This is a genomic window from Pseudomonas sp. 22189 (genome assembly GCF_052045635.1).
GTDB classification, from domain to species: Bacteria; Pseudomonadota; Gammaproteobacteria; order Pseudomonadales; family Pseudomonadaceae; genus Aquipseudomonas; species Aquipseudomonas parakoreensis.
In genome coordinates this window covers 1-22,408 of the sequence record NZ_JBQEPG010000037.1, presented here as the reverse complement: position 1 = coordinate 22,408, position 22,408 = coordinate 1, and the positions used below count along the sequence as shown (strand labels likewise).

The 22,408-nt window shown below is 60.5% G+C and carries 20 protein-coding genes and 2 pseudogenes; 9 read left to right on the top strand and 13 right to left on the bottom strand.

Going from position 1 to position 22,408, the window contains the following annotated elements; translation table 11 throughout:
• Positions 1-3: 3 nt before the first annotated feature.
• Positions 4-375 carry a helix-turn-helix domain-containing protein gene (locus tag ACTJKS_RS25770; RefSeq protein WP_108183790.1) on the top strand — a complete coding sequence of 124 codons (372 nt, stop codon included), beginning with the start codon at positions 4-6 and terminating at the stop codon, positions 373-375.
• A gap of 33 nt (positions 376-408) precedes the next feature.
• Here ACTJKS_RS25770 and ACTJKS_RS25765 read toward each other — a convergent pair whose 3' ends face one another.
• The 5 genes and pseudogenes from ACTJKS_RS25765 to ACTJKS_RS25745 all read right to left on the bottom strand — a co-directional run bounded on the left by ACTJKS_RS25765 (position 409) and on the right by ACTJKS_RS25745 (position 4,629).
• The gene (locus ACTJKS_RS25765; RefSeq protein WP_108183791.1) at positions 409-1,041 is read right to left on the bottom strand and encodes a LysE family translocator; all 633 of its coding nucleotides are present in this window, start codon (positions 1,039-1,041) and stop codon (positions 409-411) included.
• A gap of 75 nt (positions 1,042-1,116) precedes the next feature.
• Complete coding sequence (locus ACTJKS_RS25760; protein ID WP_108183792.1) at positions 1,117-1,716, bottom strand: flavin reductase family protein; 600 nt, start codon at positions 1,714-1,716, stop codon at positions 1,117-1,119.
• A 171-nt stretch (positions 1,717-1,887) separates the two neighbouring features.
• Positions 1,888-2,325, bottom strand: a pseudogene (locus tag ACTJKS_RS25755) (methyl-accepting chemotaxis protein); the annotation flags it as partial.
• Positions 2,326-2,475: 150 nt separating this feature from the next.
• Positions 2,476-3,114: pseudogene (locus ACTJKS_RS25750) on the bottom strand (PAS domain-containing protein); the annotation flags it as partial.
• A gap of 201 nt (positions 3,115-3,315) precedes the next feature.
• Entirely contained in the window at positions 3,316-4,629 is a 1,314-nt protein-coding gene (locus ACTJKS_RS25745) for an MFS transporter (protein WP_108183794.1), read from the bottom strand.
• A gap of 340 nt (positions 4,630-4,969) precedes the next feature.
• On the opposite strand from ACTJKS_RS25745, the gene ACTJKS_RS25740 reads away from it, so the two are divergent.
• Complete coding sequence (locus ACTJKS_RS25740; protein WP_108183795.1) at positions 4,970-6,388, top strand: short-chain fatty acid transporter; 1,419 nt, start codon at positions 4,970-4,972, stop codon at positions 6,386-6,388.
• 42 nt (positions 6,389-6,430) lie between these two features.
• Here ACTJKS_RS25740 and ACTJKS_RS25735 read toward each other — a convergent pair whose 3' ends face one another.
• Positions 6,431-6,769 (bottom strand): HepT-like ribonuclease domain-containing protein, encoded by a 339-nt coding sequence (locus tag ACTJKS_RS25735; RefSeq protein ID WP_047296538.1) that lies wholly within the window; start codon positions 6,767-6,769, stop codon positions 6,431-6,433.
• Complete coding sequence (locus ACTJKS_RS25730; RefSeq protein ID WP_041074825.1) at positions 6,766-7,056, bottom strand: nucleotidyltransferase family protein; 291 nt, start codon at positions 7,054-7,056, stop codon at positions 6,766-6,768. Before ACTJKS_RS25730 ends, ACTJKS_RS25735 begins: the two co-directional genes overlap by 4 nt.
• A 148-nt stretch (positions 7,057-7,204) precedes the next feature.
• Here ACTJKS_RS25730 and acpA point away from each other — a divergent pair, with 148 nt between their 5' ends.
• The 3 genes from acpA to ACTJKS_RS25715 all read left to right on the top strand — a co-directional run bounded on the left by acpA (position 7,205) and on the right by ACTJKS_RS25715 (position 10,890).
• Positions 7,205-8,899, top strand: a complete 1,695-nt coding sequence (gene acpA / locus ACTJKS_RS25725) for an acid phosphatase (RefSeq protein WP_108183796.1) — start codon at positions 7,205-7,207, stop codon at positions 8,897-8,899.
• Positions 8,900-9,016: 117 nt separating this feature from the next.
• Positions 9,017-10,198, top strand: coding sequence for a hypothetical protein (locus tag ACTJKS_RS25720; RefSeq protein WP_108183797.1), 1,182 nt, complete (start codon positions 9,017-9,019; stop codon positions 10,196-10,198).
• A gap of 176 nt (positions 10,199-10,374) precedes the next feature.
• Positions 10,375-10,890, top strand: a complete 516-nt coding sequence (locus ACTJKS_RS25715; protein ID WP_142579795.1) for an SET domain-containing protein-lysine N-methyltransferase — start codon at positions 10,375-10,377, stop codon at positions 10,888-10,890.
• A 1-nt stretch (position 10,891) separates the two neighbouring features.
• Here the strand turns inward: ACTJKS_RS25715 and can are convergent, their stop codons facing one another.
• Positions 10,892-11,536, bottom strand: coding sequence for a carbonate dehydratase (can, locus tag ACTJKS_RS25710; protein ID WP_108183799.1), 645 nt, complete (start codon positions 11,534-11,536; stop codon positions 10,892-10,894).
• A 139-nt stretch (positions 11,537-11,675) separates the two neighbouring features.
• Between can and ACTJKS_RS25705 the strand changes: the two genes are divergently transcribed.
• On the top strand, positions 11,676-12,080 hold the full coding sequence (locus tag ACTJKS_RS25705; RefSeq protein ID WP_108183800.1) for a serine kinase/phosphatase: 405 nt from the start codon (positions 11,676-11,678) through the stop codon (positions 12,078-12,080).
• 111 nt (positions 12,081-12,191) lie between these two features.
• Here the strand turns inward: ACTJKS_RS25705 and rimI are convergent, their stop codons facing one another.
• Positions 12,192-12,644 carry a ribosomal protein S18-alanine N-acetyltransferase gene (gene rimI / locus ACTJKS_RS25700; RefSeq protein ID WP_041074813.1) on the bottom strand — a complete coding sequence of 151 codons (453 nt, stop codon included), beginning with the start codon at positions 12,642-12,644 and terminating at the stop codon, positions 12,192-12,194.
• The gene (locus ACTJKS_RS25695; protein ID WP_262949132.1) at positions 12,637-13,383 is read right to left on the bottom strand and encodes an energy transducer TonB; all 747 of its coding nucleotides are present in this window, start codon (positions 13,381-13,383) and stop codon (positions 12,637-12,639) included. The genes rimI and ACTJKS_RS25695 overlap by 8 nt, the downstream gene beginning before the upstream one ends.
• A 233-nt stretch (positions 13,384-13,616) precedes the next feature.
• Between ACTJKS_RS25695 and mksB the strand changes: the two genes are divergently transcribed.
• Genes mksB through mksF form a run of 3 tightly spaced genes read left to right on the top strand, consistent with a single transcriptional unit; the run spans position 13,617 to position 18,428 of the window.
• A complete protein-coding gene (gene mksB, locus ACTJKS_RS25690; RefSeq protein ID WP_047296550.1) occupies positions 13,617-14,900 on the top strand; it encodes an Mks condensin complex protein MksB in 1,284 nt (427 codons plus the stop codon).
• Entirely contained in the window at positions 14,890-15,591 is a 702-nt protein-coding gene (gene mksE, locus ACTJKS_RS25685; RefSeq protein ID WP_108183802.1) for an Mks condensin complex protein MksE, read from the top strand. The genes mksB and mksE overlap by 11 nt, the downstream gene beginning before the upstream one ends.
• Positions 15,588-18,428, top strand: coding sequence for an Mks condensin complex protein MksF (gene mksF, locus ACTJKS_RS25680; protein WP_262949131.1), 2,841 nt, complete (start codon positions 15,588-15,590; stop codon positions 18,426-18,428). Before mksE ends, mksF begins: the two co-directional genes overlap by 4 nt.
• A gap of 217 nt (positions 18,429-18,645) precedes the next feature.
• Here mksF and ACTJKS_RS25675 read toward each other — a convergent pair whose 3' ends face one another.
• From ACTJKS_RS25675 to ACTJKS_RS25665, 3 genes are read right to left on the bottom strand one after another with little or no spacing between them, the layout of a single operon-like run.
• On the bottom strand, positions 18,646-20,949 hold the full coding sequence (locus ACTJKS_RS25675) for a PqiB family protein (RefSeq protein ID WP_108183804.1): 2,304 nt from the start codon (positions 20,947-20,949) through the stop codon (positions 18,646-18,648).
• Positions 20,942-21,565 carry a paraquat-inducible protein A gene (locus tag ACTJKS_RS25670; RefSeq protein WP_108183805.1) on the bottom strand — a complete coding sequence of 208 codons (624 nt, stop codon included), beginning with the start codon at positions 21,563-21,565 and terminating at the stop codon, positions 20,942-20,944. The genes ACTJKS_RS25675 and ACTJKS_RS25670 overlap by 8 nt, the downstream gene beginning before the upstream one ends.
• Complete coding sequence (locus ACTJKS_RS25665) at positions 21,552-22,211, bottom strand: paraquat-inducible protein A (RefSeq protein ID WP_041074803.1); 660 nt, start codon at positions 22,209-22,211, stop codon at positions 21,552-21,554. The genes ACTJKS_RS25670 and ACTJKS_RS25665 overlap by 14 nt, the downstream gene beginning before the upstream one ends.
• Positions 22,212-22,408 lie beyond the last annotated feature (197 nt).

The window sequence follows — 22,408 nt, the reverse complement described above, 5'->3', positions numbered from 1 at the left end:
CCCATGAACATACGTCCGATTCATAGCGAAGAAGACTACCGTGCGGCGCTCAAAAACGTGTCTGCACTCTTTGACAACGAGCCAGAACCCGGAACTCCTGAGGGTGATTATTTCGACATCATGATCACTCTCATCGAAGCCTATGAAGCAAAACAATTCCCGCTTGATTTGCCGAACCCGATCGATGCCATCAAATTCCGAATGGAACAGTCAGGTCTCTCAGCGGCAGACCTCGCACCGGCAATCGGTCGTAAAAACCGCGTTTATGAGGTGTTGAACGGCAAACGAGCACTGACTTTGCCGATGATCTGGAAACTTCACGAATTGTTTGGAATTCCTGCAGAAAGCCTGATCAAGCCAATGAAGCAAATCTGATACAGGTTGTAATACCCAGCCCGTTTTTGCGGCTCAGCGATTAGCCACCAGATGCGCCCCAAACAGCAGATAACAACCACCGGCCAAGCGATCCAGCCATTGCAGTGAACGCTCGTAAACACTCGCGATCCGGCGGCTGGCGAAGAACAGCGCGACGCTGCAATACCAACTGAACGACAGCGTGGCCATGGTCAGCACGGCCAGCGTCAGCAGTAGCGGCGGGACGTGGGCCGGCATTGCGGTGGCGAAGATGGTGGCGACGAACAGTGCCGACTTGGGGTTGGTCATGTTGCCCAGAAAGCCCCGCCCGTAGGCGCCCAGCAGGGTCTGTTGCGACTCATCCAGCGTACCGGCGGCAATCGGTGCTTTGCGTTTGAACTGCTTGAGGCCGAGCCAGATCAGATAGCAGCCACCGGCGATCTTGAAGCTCAAGTACAGGGTTGGCGCCGCGCTGAACAAGGTCTGAATACCCAAGCCGCCGGCAAGGCCCCACAGCACGGTTCCGCTGGCGACGCCGAGCGCCGCTACCACACCATGACGGCGCGAGCGGCTGACCGCCAATTGGGCGATGTTGAAAAAGTTCGGGCCGGGGGTGACCACCGCGACCGTCCACAACAGCGCCAGCGACAGCAACGGGGCGAGATAGCTGGAAAGCGAAAGGTCCATGGGGCGAGCGCCTGATTGGTTCGACAATGCCCCACACCTTGCTACATCCGGCGCGCGTTTTCCATCAGATGCCGGTTACAGCGGCAGGGTTTTACCGTCCACCGCATCGCCAATCGTCAGGAAATGCCCGCCGGCCACGTGGTGCAGCGTGCGCAAGCCATCATGCCCGTCGAAATGCCAGCGGCCATCGCTGAACACCCGTTCATCCGCCTGAGCGGCGATGACTTCGGCGAGGAACAGGTCATATTGCTCATGGTTGCGCGGTTCGGGCAGCAAGCGGCACTCGAGCCAGGCCACGCAGCCTTCAAGCAACGGCGCCTCGACAGTTTCACCGGTGAAGGTTTGCAAGCCGTAAGCCTGAAACTTGTCCTGCCCCTGACCCTGCTGGATCTCCAGCCCCGAGGTATTGCCGACGGTTTGCACGATGTCAGCCTGATTGACGCACGGCACGTTGAGCACAAAAGTGCCGGAGGCTTCGAGCAACTGCCGGGTCCAGGTGGATTTGTCGAGGACGACGGCCACCTTCGGCGGTTCGAAATCCAGTGGCATTGCCCAGGCGGCGGCCATGATGTTGCGCTGGCCGTCATAAGCGGCGCTGACCAGCACGGTCGGCCCGTGATTGAGCAGACGGTAGGCTTTGTTCAGGGGCACCGGGCGGCGGTGGGAGGCGCTCATGGGGATCTGCTCCGGGAAAAAGGAACAGATTGTAGCGTCAGCTGCTGGTGAAAACCTGTAGAAGCTGCGGCACGCTGCGATCTTTTGATCTTGATGTTGATCCTTGAAATCAACATCAAAAGATCGCAGCCTCGTTGCACTCGGCAGCTCCTACAGGTATTGGCGGGGGAATCAGTTAGAGAGTTGATTGGCAAACTGCCCGACCGCATCCACCACTTTCTGCGCGCCGTCCTGAATCTCGACGATCACCGTGCCCGCCTCCGCCGCCAGCGCCAGGCCTTGTTCTGCCTGCAGCTTGCCATCGGTCATCAGGGCCACGGCGTTACGCGCCATCTCCTGGTTCTGCCGCACCACGCCAACGATCTCTTCGGTCGCCTGACTGGTGCGCGAAGCCAGTTGTCGCACTTCGTCGGCCACCACCGCAAAGCCCCGGCCCTGCTCGCCAGCGCGCGCCGCTTCGATGGCCGCGTTGAGCGCCAGCAGGTTGGTCTGTTCGGCAATGCCGCTGATGGTTTTGACGATAGTCCCAATCACCTGCGACTGCTCGTTCAGGGCCTCGATGCCCTCACCGGCCGCCTGCATGTGGCGCGACAGATCACGCATCACATTCACCGCCTCGGTGACCACCGTGGTGCCACGTTGCGCGGTGCTGTCGGTTTGCTGCGAAGTGCTGTAGGCAATGCTCGCCGCGTCGGCAACCGCTTGTTCACGGTTGACCTGATCGGTGATCACCGTGGCGAACTTCACTACTTTGTACAGTTTGTTGTTGGCATCGACCACCGGGTTGTAGGACGCCTCCAGCCAAACCGTACGACCATGGCTGTCGACGCGCTTGAAGCGGTCGGCGACAAATTCGCCATTGTTCAGGCGACGCCAGAAATTCTGGTACTCGGTGCTGTTGTACTCCTCAGGCGTGCAGAACATCCGGTGATGTTTGCCTTTGATCTGCGCCAGGCTGTAACCCATGCCATGCAGAAAGCGCTCGTTGGCATTGAGCACGTTGCCGTTGAGGTCGAATTCGATCACCGCTGTCGAGCGCACCAGAGCGCCGATCAGGTTTTCGTGTTCGCGCGAGGCTTCGATGGTGCGGGTCAGGTCGCTGGAGAAGATCGAAAAATGCTTGATCCGCCCGTCCGAAGCGCGCACCGGCTGCACGATGGAGCGCAGCCAGGCTTCTTCGCCATTACCGCGCAGCAGGCGCACTGCACCAGCGAAATGTTCGCCACGGGTCAGGGCGGCCTTGAAACGATGATGAAAGTCATCGGCCTTCACATGCGCCGGAACAATGTCTTCAATGGCGCGCCCCACCAGATCCTGGCTCTTGTAGAGCATCTCGCCGAGGAAGTTGTGGTTGACCGACTGAATCCGGCCATCGGGTTCCAGGGTCAGCACCAGCATCTCGCTTTCCAGGCTTTCCTTCACCTGCAGCAGGCTGGAGAGTTCTTCACGAAGAGTGGCCAGCTCTTGCTTGAGGCGTTTGTTGAACATGGGCAGATACCGATGGAAAGAAAGCGGGATGCAGACTAGCCATCGGCCTTGAATTTCTTTTCTGAAGAGCGCTTGAGACCCGTCGGTCAAAAATAGTTCACGGGCGTGCGATCAGACAGTTCCGGCCACCTGGCATTGCCCTGTACGCGGCATCCGCGAGCCGAAATACAGCGCACTCAACAGCCCCACCACGCCCATCACCGCACAGAACATCACGCAGATCCACGGGCTCCACGGCATCAGACCGATCAGCAACAGCGGTGTCATGCTCGCCCACGCGGCGTAGGCAATGTTGTAGGTGAAGGAGATGCCTGACACGCGAATTCGCGCCGGGAACAACCCGACCATCACCGACGGCACCGCCCCCACCACACCGCAGGCCAGGCCGGCGATGGCATATGCCAGCCCGATCCAGTAACCGCCCATGATCAAGCAGCTGTAAAGCACGCCGATTCCCAAGGGCAGCAGCAGGCTATAGAGCATGACGGTGCGCCAGGCCCCCAGACGGTCGACCAGCAGCCCGGCGATCACACAGCCGATGTTGAGGAAGACAATGCCCAGCGCGCTCAGGGCGAAGGTATGGCTGGCGGTCATGCCGAAGGTTTTCTGCATCATGGTCGGCGTAATGACCACGAACACCACCACGGCCGAGGTCAGCACGCAGGTCAGCAGCATGGCCGGCAACATCGCCAGCCGATGCTCGCGCAGCACCGTACGCAGCGGCAGTTCAACCCGCGCTTCACGCTGCGCCTCCATGGCCATGAACACCGGGGTTTCGCTCAACCAGCGGCGCAGGTACACACCGATCACGCCGAACACGCCACCGAGCAGGAACGGATAACGCCAGGCGTAATCGAGGATTTCCGCCGGGCTGAACACGTGTGCAAGGAAAGTCGCGGTCAACGCACCAATCAAATAACCGAAGGTCAGCCCGGCCTGCAAAAAGCCCAGCGCGTAACCGCGATGTCCGGCAGGCGCGTGCTCGGCGACGAACACCCAGGCACTCGGCACCTCCCCTCCAACCGCTGCGCCTTGCAGGATGCGCAGCGCCAGCAACAGCAGCGGCGCGAAATAACCGATCTGGGCATAAGTCGGCATGATCCCGATCAGCAGGCACGGCAGCGCCATCATCAGGATGCTCAGGCTGAAGACCTTTTTCCGGCCCAGGCGATCGGCGAAATGCGCCATCAGGATCCCGCCCAGCGGACGCGCCAGATACCCGGTAACAAAGATCCCGAAGCTTTGCAGCAGCCGCAGCCATTCGGGCATTTCCGGCGGGAAGAACAACTGGCTGAGGGTCAGGGCGAAGAACACGAAAATGATGAAATCGTAGATCTCCAGCGCCCCGCCGAGGGCCGCAAGACCGAGGGTCTTGTAGTCGGAACGGCTGAACGGCGCCGGTCGGGCTGTGGATTGGGCAGTCATGGCAAAGCACTCTGGCAGGCAAAAAACCAAGGCGCTCATGGTCTACGCAAATCCGCCTGGGGACAACCCGTTAGACCATGGTCACGGTTTGGCAGAAACCTGCTCACAAAATGGCGGCGGTTGATTTACTGTTGAGGCTTGTCTGGCGGGACACATCTGAATCAGGTCTACCTCTGTGGCGAGGGAGCTTGCTCCCGCTGGGTCGCGAAGCGGCCCCCTCTGAACTTTAAAAGCAGGGGACTGCTACGCAGTCCAGCGGGAGCAAGCTCCCTCGCCACAGGGTTGTCGGGTTTGAATGTCCCAAGGACCACAATAACCATAAAAATCCGAGGTACTTCCTGTGGCCGTTGATATCGAAGATAGCCGCTCCGCGCGCTTTGCCTTGCGCTGTTCAAACTTTGCCGAACGCTGGTTCCCCGACTCCTGGGTGTTCGCCGCGTTGGCCGTGATCATTGTCGCGTTGGCCACGCTGGCCATGGGCGCCAAACCCACCGATGCCGCGATGGCGTTCGGTGACGGGTTCTGGAGCCTGATCCCGTTCACCATGCAAATGGCCTTCGTGGTGATTGGCGGGTATGTGGTCGCCAGTTCGCCGCCGGCGGTCAAACTGATCGACAAACTGGCGCGCATCCCGAAAAACGGCCGCTCCGCCGTGGCCTGGGTCGCGCTGATATCGATGGTCGCCTCGCTGTTGAACTGGGGTCTGTCGCTGGTGTTCGGCGGTTTGCTGGTGCGCGCCCTCGCCCGCCGCACCGATCTGAAAATGGATTACCGCGCGGCCGGTGCGGCGGCGTATCTGGGCCTCGGCGCGGTCTGGGCGCTGGGCCTGTCATCATCGGCAGCGCAATTGCAGGCCAACCCGGCCAGCCTGCCGCCGGCGATCCTGTCGATCACCGGGGTGATTCCGTTCACGCAGACCATCTTCCTCTGGCAGTCCGGTGCGATGCTGCTGGCGCTGATCGTGATTTCGATCATCGTCGCTTACGCTACCGCGCCCGGCCCGAACTCTGCGCGCGACGCCAAGGATTGCGGCATCGACCCGGCGTTCAATCTGCCACCGCTGCAACCGCGCACCCGGCCCGGCGAATGGCTGGAGCACAGTCCGCTGCTGATCATTCTGCTGGTATTGCTGGCGGCCGGCTGGCTGTTCCACGAGTTCTCGACCAAACCGGCGATCACCGCGATTTCCGGGCTCAACACCTATAACTTCCTGTTCATCATGCTCGGCGCGCTGCTGCACTGGCGCCCGCGCAGCTTCCTCGATGCGGTGGCCCGCGCGGTGCCGACCACCACTGGCGTGCTGATCCAGTTCCCGCTGTACGGCTCGATTGCTGCGCTGCTGACCACGGTCAAAGGTGCCGATGCGCAGACGCTGGCGCATCACATCTCGACCTTCTTCGTCAGCATCGCGTCCCACGACACCTACGCGCTGTTGATGGGCGTGTACTCGGCGATTCTCGGTTTCTTCATCCCGTCCGGCGGCGGCAAGTGGATCATCGAAGCGCCGTACGTGATGCAAGTGGCCAACGATCTGCAATACCACCTCGGCTGGGCCGTGCAGATCTACAACGCCGCCGAAGCGCTGCCGAACCTGATCAACCCGTTCTACATGCTGCCACTGCTGGGCGTGCTCGGCTTGAAGGCGCGGGACCTGATCGGCTTCTCGTTCGTGCAATTGCTGGTGCACACGCCGCTGGTGCTGTTCCTGCTGTGGGTGCTGGGGACGACATTGGCGTATACGCCGCCGGTAATGCCATAGATTGACGAGATAGCACCTGCCTCAGGGCAGGTGCTATCAATGTTACTCGGAGGGCAAGACTCTCAATAGCTCAGGCAAGGCAACCTGAACTGTTTCCCAAACGACATCCAGATTGATGTCGAAATAACCATGAGCGATCCGGTTACGCATCCCGCGCATGCTGCGCCAGGGAGTTTGAGTGTTCTGAGCCGCGAACTCCGGAAACCGGTCCATTATTTTGGTTGCCGCCTCGCCAATAATGACCAGGCTCATGATGACCGCTTGTTGCGTCCGTTTGTCGTCGACGAACTCTTCCTTGCTCAGACCTTCGACGAAGACCAGCGCATCGCTTGCAGCTTGACGCATATGCTCAAGGTAATCGCCGAGCCGGTTCGCGATCATACGGGACGGGCCTGTTCAAGTACCTGCTGACGAAACTTCAGCGGAAGATCTCCTGGGGTCAACAGGTCGACGGTAACGCCCAGCAAATCTTCGAGCTCAACCTGAAGCCCGCCGAGATCAAACAAGGTGGTACCGGGCAATGGATCGACCAACAGATCAAGGTCACTGCCCTCCATATCGGTACCCAGCAGCGTCGAGCCAAACACGCGCGGATTGGCCACACGGAATCTGCCGACAACCTCACGAACGGCAGCTCGTTGCAGATCAAGAGCAATGGAAGGCTTCATGGTTCACTCAGGCCAGTTTCGCTATTGCAGCAGTCTAGCAGTGCGAAGGGGTCGTAGACACCGCACGATTTTGTAACCCAACCGTCACATTCCCTTGCTAGCGTCCGCCCGAAACAAACTGAAACAATTAAGCAAAACGGGCTGACAGATGAAAGACGAAACAGACAGCACTGACGCACCTGAATCCGACACCCCCACCGACACCAGTCGCCGCCGCTTCCTCGGTGGAGTTGCCGTCCTCGGTGTGGGCGCGACGCTGGCCGGCTGCGGTAACGCCAGCAATGCGCCGGGCAAACCGGCCGAGCGCCCGCTGACGTCAGCCGAGCTGGACAAGGCCCTGCGCGAGCAGGTGAAAACCGTGGTGGTGATCTACGCCGAGAACCGCAGCTTCAACAATCTGTTCGGTGATTTCCCCGGTGTCGAGAAGCCGCTGTCTGCGCTCAAACCTGCCGATTACCAGCAACGTGATCGCGACGGCAGCCTGTTGCAGACGCTGCCTCCCGTTTGGGGCGGCGTGTTGCAGATCGGCCCGCAAACCCTCGATGGCGTGACCTACCCCAGCGCCACGCAGTTTCAGGAATACCTGCCCAACGCACCGTTCGCCCTCAAAGGCCCGAACGGCGAAGACCTGCCGTTCGGTCTGGTGACCCGCGATTTGTGGCACGTGTTCTATCAGAACCAGATGCAGATCAACGGCGGCAAGAACGATGGCTTTGTTGCCTGGGCCGATTCCGGCGGGCTGACCATGGGCCATTACGCTCAGAGCCGTTATTCCCTGCGTCTGTGGGACGTGGCTCAGGAGTTCGTGCTGTGCGATAACTTCTTCCAGGGCGCGTTCGGTGGCTCGTTCCTCAACCACCAATACCTGATCAGCGCCACCGCGCCGTTCTATCCGGACGCGGCCAATTCGGTCGCCAAGTCGCAGATCGCCGCGCTGCAAAGCGCCGACCCGACCGATCCGCGCCTCAAGCCGCTGGAGGCATCGCCAGCCAGCGCCATGAGCGGCCCGCCGCAGTTCGGCCCGAGTGCGCTGACGCCGGACGGCTACGGTGTCAACACCCTTGCCCCGCCGTACTGGCCAACATGGATTCGCGACCCGGAGCGTCCGGCGTACTCCAAACCGGATCTGCCCAACGTGCTGGTGCCGCAGACCCACGAGCACATCGGCGACAAGCTGTCGAAGAAGAATGTCGATTGGGCCTGGTACGCCGGCGCGTGGCAAGCGACGCTGGATCAATACAAGGATTCCGGCGGGATTCCGAAGATCCCCAACTTTCAATATCACCACCAGCCGTTCAACTATTTCCAACAACAAGGCCCGGAAAACCCGCAGGAGCGCAGCAAACGCCTGCGCGATGCCGGGCTGGGGGATGAATCGAGCACCAACAAATTCTTCGCCGACGCCGAGGCCGGCAAGTTGCCGGCGGTCACGTTCTACAAACCACAAGGCAACTTGAATATGCACGCTGGATATGCCGACGTGGCTTCCGGCGACCGGCACATCGTCCGCGCCCTGAAGGTGCTGCGCGAAAGTCCGCAGTGGAAAAACATGGTGGTGGTCGTGACTGTCGATGAAAACGGCGGCTGGTGGGACCACGTGGCACCGCCCAAGGGCGATCGCTGGGGGCCGGGATCGCGCGTGCCGGCGCTGGTGGTGTCGCCGTTCGCCCGCAAAGGCACGGTGGATCACACGGTCTACGACACGGCGTCGATCCTGCGCCTGATCACCCGGGTGTTCCAACTGGAAACCCTCGACGGCCTCAAGCAGCGCGATGAGGCAATGATCGCCCGTGGCCAGAAACCCATGGGCGACCTGAGCAACGCCCTGCATTTTCAGGCGTGAGCCGAGTGCGGCGAGCTGACGAAAAAATCCGCGAATGACAGCTTCACTGTGCAACACGGCTGATCCAATATGAAGCGCCCCAAACTCCGGGGAACCCACGCTGAAAAGGATCTGAGCATGTTCAAACTCGCAGGATTTACCCCCGCCGCGCTGACACTCGCCGCGCTCACATTGAGCGCGGCGGCCCACGCCGATGTCGATCTGAAGCTGGGCAGCACCGAGCGCGTCACTCGCCTTTTTGCCTACCCCAACAACTGCAGCGTGATCTGCTATCGCAACTGGTCGCTGGAGCAGACGGTCGCCCACTATTTGAGCCAGAGCGTGCAGCGCGATGGTTACGCCAATGCCAAGGTGCTGGTAAAGAACGATAACGGGCAGATTTACGTTGAGATCAGTGGCGTACCAAAAGGCTACGACAAGCCGCTGTCGGCGCTGCTCGACGCCGGTGATCTGGCCTATACCGGCGCCAGCAAGCTCAATGCCGATGGCAAATGGGCGTACAGCTGGTACCTGTTCCTGCCGTTGGGCATGGCCCTGGAAAACCGCAAGAGCGTCGAGCTGCTGCACTTCCCGCCGGATTACTCGCTGACCCAGGCCCAGGATTACCTGCGCTCGAATACCACGGATCGCTGGGCCACGCTGTTGAGCGCCAACGGCATTCCGGCCGACCAGACGCCGGCCTATCAGACCATCATCGACATCGCCCCCATCGCGGCGCCGTCCAATGCCGGCAGTGACCTGGAAGGTGTCTACGACTACTTCAAGGATTATCAGACCACGCTGGTCAAGCAGTTCAGCCAGACCAGCGCCGGCACCACCCTGCCGATGGTCGCGTTCGGCGCACCGGTGCGTAACTGGATCAAGCAGCAGTATGGCCCGACCGTCGCCGTACTGGGTCTGGCGACTATCAGCCCGAGTGCGGGGGTGAACGTGCCGGTGCTGGGTTCGAACCATCCGAGCTACATCTGGTACGCCGCCGATCCGGCCAGCTACGACGGCGATGAAGCGAAAGCCGATGCCGCCGGCTTGAAGGTCATGGGCCAGGACTTGAGCGCGGCCTGCTGGCAGGCCGGGATGGGCAGCAAGCCCGGCACCGATGCGAAAACCCTGCTCAGCAGCTGTACGCAAACCTGGCAAGTGACGCAAAAGGGCAAGACCTGCGAGTTGTTCTACACCTCGATCCGCAACCTGACCCCGGCCCAGGCTGCCGCCAAGTGCTCGACCACGCCGATCAAGGCACAACTGCAACAGCTTCAGGGCGAAATGCCGGACACCACCGTTCCCGCGCCACACCTCTGATGGGCTGAAAGCCTTCCCGTGTCAGTCGATGCTGACACGGGAAGCAGCCGATCACGCCTGTCAGATCTGACAGTAGACGCTTTGGCGTTTACGCGAGAGGATCGGATCCAAACATGTTGCAGCGCTGACAGGACGTCAGATCAAGGAAGTCGCAGCATTTGCCGACAGGGATCGTTATGAACAATCAGGCCCATCAGCATCACATCCCCCGCGACGCACCCGGCATTTACCCGTTTGCCGGATTGCCAGTGCGCCTGGGTTTCCCATCCAGCGAGGACTTCGAAATCGTTCAGCACGACGATGGCCGCGCATCGGTGGTGGCGCGTCGGGCGTTCCTGCGGATCACCCGGATGTGTCGGGTGTCCGGGCAACTGCTGCCCTATCGCTGCCGCCAGACTCGCCAGCTACTGGCCGGCATCCATCTCTACGATCCGCGTTTTTGCGGATTGCTCGAACATGCCTGCGACCCGAATGCGTTCCTCGACATGAGCGAACTGTGGCTATGGGCGCTGCGCGATATTCAGCCGGGAGAGCGCCTGACCATCGACTTCGCGGCCACCGAAGACCGTTTGCAGCAACAGTTCGCCTGTACTTGCGGCTCGCCGCGCTGCCGTGGGTGGATCACCGGTTACGATGAACCACCCACGATCGAGGGCCAGCACTTTTTGCAGCGCTGGCGACATCCAGACTGAGTTACAACGCTCCGGCCGGGCGCAGACGGTACTGCGGCGGCAGTTGCTCGAAGCCGCTGATGGTGGTGTTCAGGCTTTTCCAGCGACCGTCCTTGATGCCGTAGATGCAACCGTGAATCGACAGGCTCTGCCCGCGATGCCAAGCGTTCTGGATGATGCTGGTGTGGGCGACGTTGGCCACTTGCTGGATAACGTTCAGCTCGCAGAGGCGGTCGACCTGTTCTTCCTCGGTCGGAAGCTTGGCCAGTTCTTCACGTTTTTCGTAATACAGGTCACGGATCGAGCGCAGCCAGCCATCAATCAGGCCGAACTGGCGATCCTGCATCGAGGCACGCACGCCGCCACAGCCATAGTGGCCGGTCACGAGAATGTGTTTGACCTTGAGCACGTCGACCGCGTACTGGATCACCGACAAACAGTTGAGATCAGTGTGCAGCACCACGTTGGCGACGTTGCGGTGTACGAACAGATCGCCCGGCAGCATGCCGACGATCTCGTTGGCCGGCACCCGCGCGTCGGAGCAGCCGATCCACAGATATTCCGGGGTCTGCTGGCGCGCCAGTTTGGCGAAGAACTCCGGATCTTCCTTGGTGATCGCGTCAGCCCAGCGCTCGTTGTTATCAATCAGGTCTTGTAAGTCGTGCATGGTTAAGGCCTCAAGAAAGATGCGCTGGTATGACAGACGACCACCCGTCGGGGTCACGCAAGGGTCGCAAGTGTTTTCGTTGGAATTCCTGTGTGTGCGGTGAGTCCACTTAGTAAGGCCCACAGTATGAGGATTTGCCATGACTGATTCACGACGTCCGTACGATGCGGTGCAACCGGAACCGATCGATGATAACGAGGACCGCATGGGCTCGGTGCATGAACTGGATTTTGATGAAGACGAACCCAGCGCCAGGATTGGTGACGAGATTCCGGCGCGAGAACGCGAGCAACTGATGCCCAACGAGCGCGTGCGTGAGGCCGGGTTGACCGGTGCATCGACGGCGGACCACGAGCCGACCGACGATGATCTGAGCCCGGAAACACTGATTCATGAAGATGGTGCGCGCGATGCCGAAGAGGCTGGCGCAGGCAATCAGGCGGATTGGGACCTGAGCATTGTCGACGAGGACGATATCGGCGGCGGCAATGGTCTGGATGAGGCGGAGCTGGCGCGGCGTGATCCGCTGGATGGCAACCGCTAGTCACCGCCATCATGCAATCCCCTGTAGGAGCTGCCGCAGGCTGCGATCTTTTGATCTTGCTTTTAAAAACAAAATCAAAAGATCGCAGCCTTCGGCAGCTCCTACAGGAGATTAGTCAACCAACGTGCAGGCCATCACCACGGCGTCTTCACGCCCGCCCACCGCCGGATAATAATCCCGGCGCCGGCCAATTTCGTTGAAGCCATAGCGCTCATACAGCTTGAACGCTGCGGTATTGCTGTCACGCACTTCCAGAAAGCATTCCCGAGCGTCAGCCTTGTAGGCAATCGACATCAGATGCTCCAGCAACGTCAGCCCCAGCCCTCGCCCCTGATTCTCCGGTTTGACCGTGATGTTAAGCAGGTGCGCCTCATCCAGAATGATCTGCACCACGCCGTGGCCGACTTGCTGCTGGCCTTCGAACATTAGCCAGATCTGGTATTTGCCCAGCCCGTCGAGAAAAATCCCGCGCGTCCAGGGATGGCTGTACGCCGCGTATTCGATCTTCAATACCGCGTCCAGGTCCGCCTCGGTCATCGGGCGGAACGATACAGCTTCACTCATTCGATGGTTTCCAGCGCGCCATCAGCCGACGCATGGCTTGCCACACAGCGGCTTTGCGCTGTGGCTCTTCCATTAACAATTCCAGACCGGGAATGGCCCAGGCCAGGCCCAGGCCTTCGATCTGCAGCTCACTGTTGAACGCTTCAGCGTCCGCTTCACCGGCAAAGCGCACCGCCGGCAGGCCAATCAACCACAGGCAGGCGCAAGGTGCCGCTTCCATCTGTACCGAAAGAAAACCCTGAACGAAGTCGCGTGCCGCTTCCGGGCCCTGATCCATGGTGCCGCGGTTCAGCCACGGCCAACGCACCGGCTCGCCGACGATTTGTGGCGCATCCGGCAGACCGGCGGCGCGCAACATGTCTTTAAGCAGCAGGTAGGCCGGATCGCGGCTCTGGAACGCCTCGCCTGTGGGTAACTCGACCAGCAGCAGGCAAGCCCCGGCGCGCAGCAATTGCAGGGCAAAACGCGGTGGCGGCACGGGCGCGGGTCTGGCGACAACTGGCGCCTCCTCGACCTCTTCCACCGGTTTGGCGCCATTGCGGGTACTGGCGAGCGACGGGCGCGGCACTTCGATCTTCGGTCGTTCGACCGGACGGGCGGCAGGCTGCACCGGAGCTTCGGCCTGCACAACCGGCATCACCGCGACCTCTGGCTCAGGCTCGGGCGTGTCCAGCAGCTCGGGCCGCGACGGGGCGGCGAAAGGCAATTCGGTGCGCGGCAGCCAGTTGACCACCTGCATGGCGTTCAAATAGGCGCGGCGGCGGGACTCGATTAGCAAAGGGTCGGCCACTTGTGGATAACTGAAGTGGGCTGATTCTACAGCCCTTCGTTCAAGATCGCTTGCTGTTGATCGATAGCCTTTACCTGGGCTCGCTCCCTTAGAAAATGCGACAGCCCGTCCCGAGAGTGAATCGCATCCCTCCTGATGCAGTACAATCGCCGCTTTTAATCGCCAACCAGCCGGCCATTCCGATGATCGAACCCAAGCGCGTCTTGCGCGCCCTCGCTGAACACTGGGCACTTCTTGAGCCACTGTGCGAGCACTTCGACCAAGGCACCCTGAGCCTCAACGAACTGCGCACGCAACTGGCCGCCCAACAACTGGACAGCACGCCGCAGGACATCACCAGCCTGCTCGACGTGTGGATTCGCCTCGACATTCTGGTCCCCGTGGCGAAAAGCCCGAACCGTTTCGAGCTCAACGCGCAAATTCACGACTTCCTTGCCTATCTGCGCCGTGAACACCGGCTGGGCCTCTGCCTGGAGATCGAAGCCTATCTGCGCCACCTCGAACGGCTGGCCGGCTACATTCAGGACGCGTTCGATGTGCGCGACGGCAACGACCTCGCCCGTCAGTTGCGCTTGCTCGACATGCGCGTGCGCGACGTACTGAAGAAACTCGACAACGACGAACAGGCGCTGGTCGCCGTGGCCGAACGGGCCAAGACCAGCGACCGGCAGATTCCGCTGCGTCAGCGATACGCCGAAGTCCTGGCGACCTGGGACGAATACGTCGAGCCGATGATCGATCTGGTGAACGCCGACGGTGCCTTCGAGCAAGGCGTGCGCAAGGTCGAAACCGTGCTGCTGAAAATGCTCAGCGAACAGCAGCGCCTCGGCCACCTGGTCGATGACGACATGCTGCTGCGCACCCACGCGCGCATCCTCGAAATGCAGACCAGTGCCCAGCTGACCCTGCGCCACGCCCGCGAACTGCTGCTGCCGCTGCGGGAAGAGGCGCGTCGGCACAACGCCGTGACCCGTGGTGCCGCGCTGGCGCTGGCGGCGATCCGCCGCAAAGGCATCGACGCCGTGCCGCAAGCGGCGATGCCGCTGTTCACCCGGCCGCAAAGCACCTTCCTCGGCAGCGCCAGTCAGGTCGAGGCTTACGTCTACGCTCTGGCGCGTTTCGAGCCGAAACCGGCGCGTTTCCCCAAGGCGCACAAGACCCAGAAATCCGGCGATGCGCCACGTGCACCGCGCACCGTGCGCGAGATGGTCGAGCGTTGCGAAGAGTCCCTGCCAATGCCGGATCTGATGACTTGGCTGCTGGAGCAGGAACCGGATGGTGCCACCGACGAATTGCTCTACTGGTTCTCGCGCCTGTCGCGGGAAAAACGCTTCACCCGCGAGCGTCTGGAACGCCGCGAATACCACACTCACGAGCATCAGGTCAGCCTGCGCTCCTTCGCCCTGCTCTCGGCCCGCGACCCTGCCGCCGCCGAGGATTCTGCGAGCATCCCCAATGCATCTTGATCTATCCGAACTGTCCCAACTGGCGCCGATCTTCCGTGAGCTGTTCAAGGGCTACCACGTCAGCCGCCGCGACCCGGAACTGTACGCGCAACTGTCGAACTTCCAGGATCAATACCGCACGCTGTTCAAGGCGCTGGGGTTCGAGCTGGTCTGCGACACCCGTGGCTTCTACTACTTCGTGCCGGACATGGCCGCTGCGGCGGTGAACAAGACCGCTCAGCGCCTGGCGCTGTTCACCTTCATCCTCGTCGAGCACCTGGCCGATCAGGGCCGCGATCCGATCGCCGTGCTCGACGGTGGCAGCCTCGGCCGTGAAGAACTGCCGTCGCTGCTGGACAAATACCGCGACCTGTTCATCCAGGCCGAAGTGCAGACCGTCGAAGAACTCGAAGAAAAGATCATGCGCCGCATGACCCAGCTCGGTTTCGCCAGCGAAGAAAACGGCGTGTACCGTTTCCTGCCGCCGATGCACCGCTTCCTCGACGTGTGCCTGTCGGTGCAGCAGGACCGCGATCTGGCGGCCAGCGTACACAGCGTGCTGCCGCTGCCGGCACCGGTGCTGATCGACGAAGAGGCCGAAGCGAAATTCCTCGAGACCGACGATCCGCTCGATCTCAGCGAGTTTGAGGAAGAAAGCGAAGAAGACGCACTGGCCCGCGCCATTGCCGAAGAACAGGAGTCCGACGCATGAGCCAGGAACGCTACGGCATCCGCCGCTTTGCCCTTTTGAACACCGCCGGTTACAGCCTCGGCCTGTTCCCGCTGGAAGAACCGCTGTCGGTCTACGGCGCGAACAACCTCGGCAAATCCGCCTCGATCAACGCCTTGCAGTTCCCGATCCTGGCGCGCATGTCGGACATGAGTTTCGGCAAGTACAGCCTGGAACAATCGCGGCGCTTCTACTTCGCCTCCGACACCAGTTACATCCTCGTCGAAGTCAATCTACCGCACGGCCCGCACGTGATCGGCGTGGTCGGCCGTGGCCCGGGCGGTGGTTTCGGTCACCAGTTCTTCGCCTACGCCGGCAAGCTCGATCTGGCGCATTACCAGAAAAACGACACCTGCCTGCGTCAGAAGGAACTGTTCAGCAACCTTGAGAAAGAAGGCCTGAAAGCCTACGAACTCAAGCCGGACGAACTGCGTCGTCTGCTGGTGGGCGGGCACACCTCTATCCCGCTGGACCTGACGCTGATCCCGCTGCGCTCCACCAGCGAGCAGAGCCTGAAGACCTTCCGCGCGCTGTTCATCAACCTGCTGCACATGCGTGAAATCACTGCGGCCAAGTTGAAGCAGTTGTTCCTCGATGCCTTCGAGCACAGCCTGCGTTCCGGCAGCGTCGACTACATTGCTGCGTGCGAAGAAGCCTTCCGCGATGTGCGCCGGATGGAGCAGGACTACAACTCGCTGGTCGCCGCCGGCCCATTGGTCGAGGCCTTGGCCAACGGCGTGAAACAGCGCGACGTGCTGCGCGGCAAACTGCATCGCCTGTCGCCGCTGCTCGACTCGTTGCTCGGCACCTGGTCGGACTACGCCAATGCACGCAAGGAAGAACTGACGATTCAGGCCGAACACTACCGTCGCGAGCAGGACGACCTGCAAAACGACCAGCGTGGCGGCACCCAGGAGCTGATGCGCCTGGAGCGGGAAATCACCGGCATTCAGCGCTGGCTCGGCGAGTTGTCGGTGCTGAAGAACCGCTTTGCGCTGGTCGATGACGTCAAAGTGCTGGAGCAACAACTGCTCGCGGCCAAGGACGCCCACGACGAACTGGCTGGTGCGCTGGCACAGTCACGACAGTTCAGCGCCGAGGATCTGGAAGAGCGTCTGCGCGACCTGGAAAAACGTCTGAAGTCGGTGAAACAGCAACTCGATCACGCCGACAACAACAGCTACGCCCGCCTGCGTGAAGAATTCTCACAACAGGACGTCGAGCGCCTGATGCGCCTGTTCAACAGCGCGCTGTTCAGCCTGCCGCTGGGCGAACATGGCATCACCCTCGACGAAGACGGCGAGTGGGTCAAATCGGTCGAGCTGATCCTCGATGGCTTCAAGGGCGAGCGTTTCGAAGTGCCGGGGCTGTCGATCGACATCTCGCACATCGAGCCGCCGGCTCTGCAAGCGCTGGCCGACCGCGCCGCGCTGCGTGACCAGAAAGAGCGTCTGGAAAAAGAGCTCAAGCAGCTCAAGACTCAGCAAGCCGTGGCCGCCGACCGCGCCGCGAGCAAGACCCAGACCGAAGCGCTGTACCAGCAAGTGCTGGATGCGCAGAAAGCCCTGGAAGATTTCCGTCGCACTCAAACGCTGAGCGCCGAAGAAGGCGACAAGCTCGAGCAACTGGCGCAGATGGAAGCCGCGCAGGACGAACTCAAGCGCTCCAGCGATGCGTTCACCGAGCGCGTCCAGCAACTGTCGGCCAAGCTGCAACTGGTCGGCCGGCAGATCGCCGACATGGAAGCCAAGCAGCGCACCCTCGACGATACCCTGCGCCGCCGTCAGCTGCTGCCGGCGGATCTGCCATTCGGCACGCCGTTCATGGATCCGGTCGACGATTCGATGGACAACCTGTTGCCGCTGCTCAATGACTATCAGGACAGCTGGCAGGGTCTGCTGCGCGCCGACGGACAGATCGAAGCGCTGTACGCGCAAGTGCGTCTGAAAGGCGTGGCCAAGTTCGACAGCGAAGACGACATGGAGCGCCGCCTGTCGTTGCTGATCAATGCTTATGCGCACCGTACCGATGAAGCGCTGACGCTGGGCAAGGCGCGGCGTGCGGCGGTCACCGACATCGCCCGGACCCTGCGCAACATTCGCAGCGACTACGACAGCCTCGAGCACCAACTGGCGCTGTTCAACCGCGAGATCAACAAGCGTCAGGTGTCCAACCTGCAGAGCTTCCGTATCGTCCTCGCGCCGAACAAGGAAGCACTCAAGCACATCGACCAGATCATCCACAGCGCCGGTCAGTACGAAGAAGGCGAAACCCTGTCGGTATTCGATCTGAGCCAAAGCGCCGAGCAGGACAACAAGAACGAAGAGGCCAAGGAATACTTGGCACGGCTGGTGGCGGCGAACCACAACCAGCTCGGCCTCAAGGACTTGTTCGAGCTGGCGTTCGAGATCACCAAGGTCAACGGTCAGCCGGTGATCCACACCGACATCGACGGCGCGGCCTCCAACGGCACCACCATGACCATCAAGGCGCTGACCAACATGTACTTGTTGCTGCACTTGATGGATCGCGACCTGGCCGGTCGCGTGCGCCTGCCGTACTACCTCGACGAGGCGGCGGACATTGACGAGAAGAACCAGGCAGCGCTGCTGGAAACCAGCCTGCAATTGGGCTTTGTGCCGATTCTGGCGAGTGTGAAACCGCAAGTCTGCGCCAGTGTCGCCATCGACCTGGAAGGCGGCAGCGGCCCGGCGGGGATCTACATCGACGAGGCGGACTGGAAGTACATCCGCCGGCATGATGTGGTGAAGGCCACCGTCAACGTGCAAGCCGATGAGCCAGAGCTGGATGAGGTTTGATCGGCGTTAGCTGAAGGCAAAAAAAGGGCCGCGATCTGTTGGGATCGCGGCCCTTTTTTATGGCTTTGGGTTTGTGCTGAATAGGAGGACCTCATCGCTGGCAAGCCAGCTCCCACANGGTTTTTGCGTTGAACACACATTCTGTATACGACATGAAACCCTGTGGGAGCTGGCTTGCCAGCGATGGCGTCTTTGTAGACGCCACATCAACTCAGAATTATTTACCGAGCGAAATCTTCGGCGCCCAGGTCAGCCACTCATCCTCGAACTTGTCGAACAGCGGGAACGTCTGCTCAGGCCGTGCCGGGCTGCCCATGCGCTCACCGTCCGGCGTGGCGAAGGCGATGCCTCCCTGAATCGCCGTCTCCAGCGACTCTGTACGCACTGTCAGACCATTGAACAAGCCGATGTCGAAACCAACGCCGCTGGTGTTCCAGAATCGGCTACCGCTGCGCACCAACGGCGCGTATTTCGGCTCGATCAGAATGTGCACCAACACCCGGTCGGCCGTCTGGCCCAGTTCATAACCGGTGACCTTGCCCACGGTGATTTCGCGGTAGGTCACGGGCACGCCCGGTTTCAGCGAGCCACGCCGCGCGGCGCTCAACACCAGACTCAAGCCAGCCTCCTGCTTGCTCACTTCCGGCGGACTGGCCAGCGCAACGAAGTTCTTCTGCGGGCCGAGATTTTTCGCCGCCGGCTGCACTTCTACATATTGCCCGGTGACCAGGGTTTCCAGGTTCTGGGTCTTGATCAGTCCCAACTCCGGCTTGACCACCCAGAACTGACTGCCGACCCGGGCAATCTTCTCCGGCACTTCAGTGATCCGCGCAGTAATCATCACGGCTTGCAGGTCGTCGGTCAGATCGACGTCTTCAATCTTGCCGACATCCAGGCCCTTGAAACGAATCGGTGTGCCCGGGCGCAAACCATCGGCGCGGTCGACCTTGATCGTTACCAGCGTGCCTTTCTGGTTGGCCTCGTCATGGTTGGCGAACAGACGGAAGCGTGGAATACGCTTCTGCAGCGGCGCCTTGGCTTGCGGGGTTTCGAAAGCGATACCGCCGGCCATCAATGTCTGCAACGACTCGCTCTTCACTTGAATCCCGCCCGTCAGACCACCGGTGAGGGTGATGCCGCTGACATTCCAGAAGCGTGTCGACGCGTTGACCAGATTTTCGTACTCCTTCTCGATATGCACGCCAATGACGATTTGTTTTTTGGTCTTGGAGAACTGATAGCTCTGGACCGAGCCAACCTTGACCTGTTTGTACAGAATCGGACTGCCGACTTCGATCGAACCGAGAACATCGGTGAACAGCACCAGGTGCAGGCCCGGGGCGCGCAGATCCAGTGGCGGTGCTTTTGGCCGTGCCTCGAATTCGCGTTTCGGCGCAGCACCCTTGTCGCCCGGGCGCACGGCGATGTAGTTGCCTTTTACCAACGCTTCGAGCCCGGTAATACCGGCCAGGGAAATCGACGGTTTGACCACCCAGAACTGCGTGCCTTCGACCAGGTAGTCTTCGGCCAGAGGATCCAGCGTCAGTTCGGCCGTGGCGCTGTTGAGATCCGGATCGATTTTCAACGCTTTCAGGTTGCCGACCTGAATGCCCTTGTACATCACCGGCGTGCGGCCGGCCTGCAGGCCTTCAAAGTCACTGAGTTTGACCTTGACCCGAATGCCGGCAGCGGCGGCGTCGAAGTCCTCATACAAACGGAACGGCAGGCTTGGATCGGTAGGCGGACTGTCCTTGCGGTTCTCCGGTGTGGCGAAGGCGATACCCCCGGCGACGATGCTCGCCAGGGATTCGCTGCGCACTTTCACCCCCGACAGATTGGCGTCAATACTGATGCCGCTGGCATTCCAGAAACGTGTGTGTTTGCGCACCAGTTTGGCGTAAGTCGGTTCGATGAACACTTTGAGTTCAACGGTGCTCTGGTCTTCGGACAGCACGTAGCTTTTGATCTGACCGACTTTAATCTGCTTGTAGAACACCGGGCTGCCGCGATTCAACGAACCCAGGCGATCGGCCTTGATGGTCAGGTGCAGACCGGGCTTGGAATCCGACAATGGCGGCTCTTCAGCCAGGGCCTTGAACTTGCGGGTCGGCTCGCCTTCACCCGGGCTGATGGCCACGTAGTTCCCCGAAACCAGTGTTTCCAGTCCTGTGATGCCGGCCAGGGTGACGCTTGGTTTCACCAACCAGAAGCGGGTGCTGGTCTTGAGGTATTGTTCGACATCCTTGTTCATCTCCACAGTGGCGATCACGCCTTTGGAATTGCCTTCGTCGTCGAGCTTGAGCGTCTTCACCTTACCGACTGACATGCCTTTGTACATGACCTCGGTCTTGTTGGCCTGGATGCCTTCACCGCTTTCGAAGCGAACCTGAATCTCGATACCGGTTTCGTTATAGGCACGCCAGCCAAGCCAGCCGCCGATGATCAGGGCGATCAGGGGCAGTACCCAGATGGCAGACCAGTTGGAGGCCGGTCGGGTTTTCGCTACAGGCAAATCAGTCATGGTCGTCGTCCGACTCCGTGTTATCCCAAATCAGTCGGGGATCGAAAGTTACTGCGGCAAGCATCGTCAGAATCACCACACTGGCGAAAGCGATGGCGCCAAGATTGGCTTCGACACTGGCAAGCCGGCCGAAGTTGACGACCGCCACCAGAATGGCGATCACAAAGATGTCGAGCATCGACCAGCGACCGATGAACTCAATGAAGCGGTACATCCAGATGCGCTGCCGTGCAGACAATGGCTGGCGGCGCTGTACAGAAAACAGCAACAGCGCGATACCGACCAGTTTAAACGTCGGCACCAGAATACTGGCGATGAACACCACTGCGGCAATCGGGATCATGCCGTGTTGTACCAACTGGATCACGCCGGACATGATGGTGCTGGGGTCGCCCTGACCCAGCGAGCTGACGGTCATGATCGGCAACACATTGGCCGGAATGTAGATAATCGCAGCCGTGATTAGCAGGGCCCAGGTTCGGGCCAGACTGTTCGGACGACGAGCGTGAACCAGCGCACCGCAGCGGGTGCAGGTCTGCTCGTCGGTGTTCGCATCCTGTTTGTTCAATTCATGGCATTCGGTACAGATCAGAATGCCCGCATCAATCGCCCGCATGGGCATCCTCTCCTGATAACGCCTGCCAGATCTGATGCGGTGACATCACCACTTCCAGCCAGACCTGAACCAACAACAAACCGATGAAACACGCCAGACCGAGGCCGACGGTGATGGCCGCCATGTCCGCCAGTTTGACGATCGCCACGAGGACGCCCATGAGGTAGACCTCAAGCATGCCCCAGTCTTTGAGGTGGTGATAAATGCGGTAGAGCAATAAGCCGTAACTGCGTCCGACGTTGAATCGAATCGTCAGCAAAACGAATAACTGGCACAGCAACTTCAGCAACGGAATAGCCATACTGCACAGGAATACAACGATCGAAACGCCCTGCATGTCCGTATTGAACAAGCCAAGCACGCCGCTCCAGACCGTATCCTGCGAAGATTGTCCGAGAATATTGAGTTGCATGATGGGTAAAAAGTTTGCCGGGATGTACAGCAATAATGCTGCGATCACCAGGGCAAGGCTGCGCTGCACCACGTTATGGCGGTGGGCGTACAACTCGTAACCGCAGCGCGGGCAGAGCGCTTTCTCACCATGGGCAAGCTTGGGCTTGCGCATCAGCAGGTCGCACTCGTGACAGGCCACCAGGTCTTCCAGCGGTAAATCTGACAGCCCTGAGGCGTCAACCGGATCTGACATAAAGGCTCTGGCTCCGAAAAAGATGGGGCTATTCTAGTGTTCTGATTCGAAAATAACTGTGCAAAATTGTTCGCTGCCTAAGTAAAAATACTTTCCTGCGGACAAAACAAAACCCCAACTGCTTTCGCAATTGGGGTTTCGGAATTTAATCTTGACGATGACCTACTCTCACATGGGGAAACCCCACACTACCATCG

What these genes read in the sequence shown, in the direction of transcription:
- can (WP_108183799.1), bottom strand. Translation starts at nt 11,536, where the DNA reads ATGCACGACTTACAAGACCTGATTGATAACAACGAGCGCTGGGCTGAC.
- ACTJKS_RS25705 (WP_108183800.1), top strand. Translation starts at nt 11,676, where the DNA reads ATGACTGATTCACGACGTCCGTACGATGCGGTGCAACCGGAACCGATC.
- ACTJKS_RS25665 (WP_041074803.1), bottom strand. Translation starts at nt 22,211, where the DNA reads ATGTCAGATCCGGTTGACGCCTCAGGGCTGTCAGATTTACCGCTGGAA.
- ACTJKS_RS25675 (WP_108183804.1), bottom strand. Translation starts at nt 20,949, where the DNA reads ATGACTGATTTGCCTGTAGCGAAAACCCGACCGGCCTCCAACTGGTCT.
- ACTJKS_RS25770 (WP_108183790.1), top strand. Translation starts at nt 4, where the DNA reads ATGAACATACGTCCGATTCATAGCGAAGAAGACTACCGTGCGGCGCTC.
- mksB (WP_047296550.1), top strand. Translation starts at nt 13,617, where the DNA reads ATGATCGAACCCAAGCGCGTCTTGCGCGCCCTCGCTGAACACTGGGCA.
- mksF (WP_262949131.1), top strand. Translation starts at nt 15,588, where the DNA reads ATGAGCCAGGAACGCTACGGCATCCGCCGCTTTGCCCTTTTGAACACC.
- ACTJKS_RS25730 (WP_041074825.1), bottom strand. Translation starts at nt 7,056, where the DNA reads ATGAAGCCTTCCATTGCTCTTGATCTGCAACGAGCTGCCGTTCGTGAG.
- rimI (WP_041074813.1), bottom strand. Translation starts at nt 12,644, where the DNA reads ATGAGTGAAGCTGTATCGTTCCGCCCGATGACCGAGGCGGACCTGGAC.
- ACTJKS_RS25695 (WP_262949132.1), bottom strand. Translation starts at nt 13,383, where the DNA reads ATGCAGGTGGTCAACTGGCTGCCGCGCACCGAATTGCCTTTCGCCGCC.
- ACTJKS_RS25765 (WP_108183791.1), bottom strand. Translation starts at nt 1,041, where the DNA reads ATGGACCTTTCGCTTTCCAGCTATCTCGCCCCGTTGCTGTCGCTGGCG.
- ACTJKS_RS25720 (WP_108183797.1), top strand. Translation starts at nt 9,017, where the DNA reads ATGTTCAAACTCGCAGGATTTACCCCCGCCGCGCTGACACTCGCCGCG.
- ACTJKS_RS25760 (WP_108183792.1), bottom strand. Translation starts at nt 1,716, where the DNA reads ATGAGCGCCTCCCACCGCCGCCCGGTGCCCCTGAACAAAGCCTACCGT.
- ACTJKS_RS25745 (WP_108183794.1), bottom strand. Translation starts at nt 4,629, where the DNA reads ATGACTGCCCAATCCACAGCCCGACCGGCGCCGTTCAGCCGTTCCGAC.
- ACTJKS_RS25715 (WP_142579795.1), top strand. Translation starts at nt 10,375, where the DNA reads ATGAACAATCAGGCCCATCAGCATCACATCCCCCGCGACGCACCCGGC.
- mksE (WP_108183802.1), top strand. Translation starts at nt 14,890, where the DNA reads ATGCATCTTGATCTATCCGAACTGTCCCAACTGGCGCCGATCTTCCGT.
- ACTJKS_RS25670 (WP_108183805.1), bottom strand. Translation starts at nt 21,565, where the DNA reads ATGCGGGCGATTGATGCGGGCATTCTGATCTGTACCGAATGCCATGAA.
- acpA (WP_108183796.1), top strand. Translation starts at nt 7,205, where the DNA reads ATGAAAGACGAAACAGACAGCACTGACGCACCTGAATCCGACACCCCC.
- ACTJKS_RS25735 (WP_047296538.1), bottom strand. Translation starts at nt 6,769, where the DNA reads ATGATCGCGAACCGGCTCGGCGATTACCTTGAGCATATGCGTCAAGCT.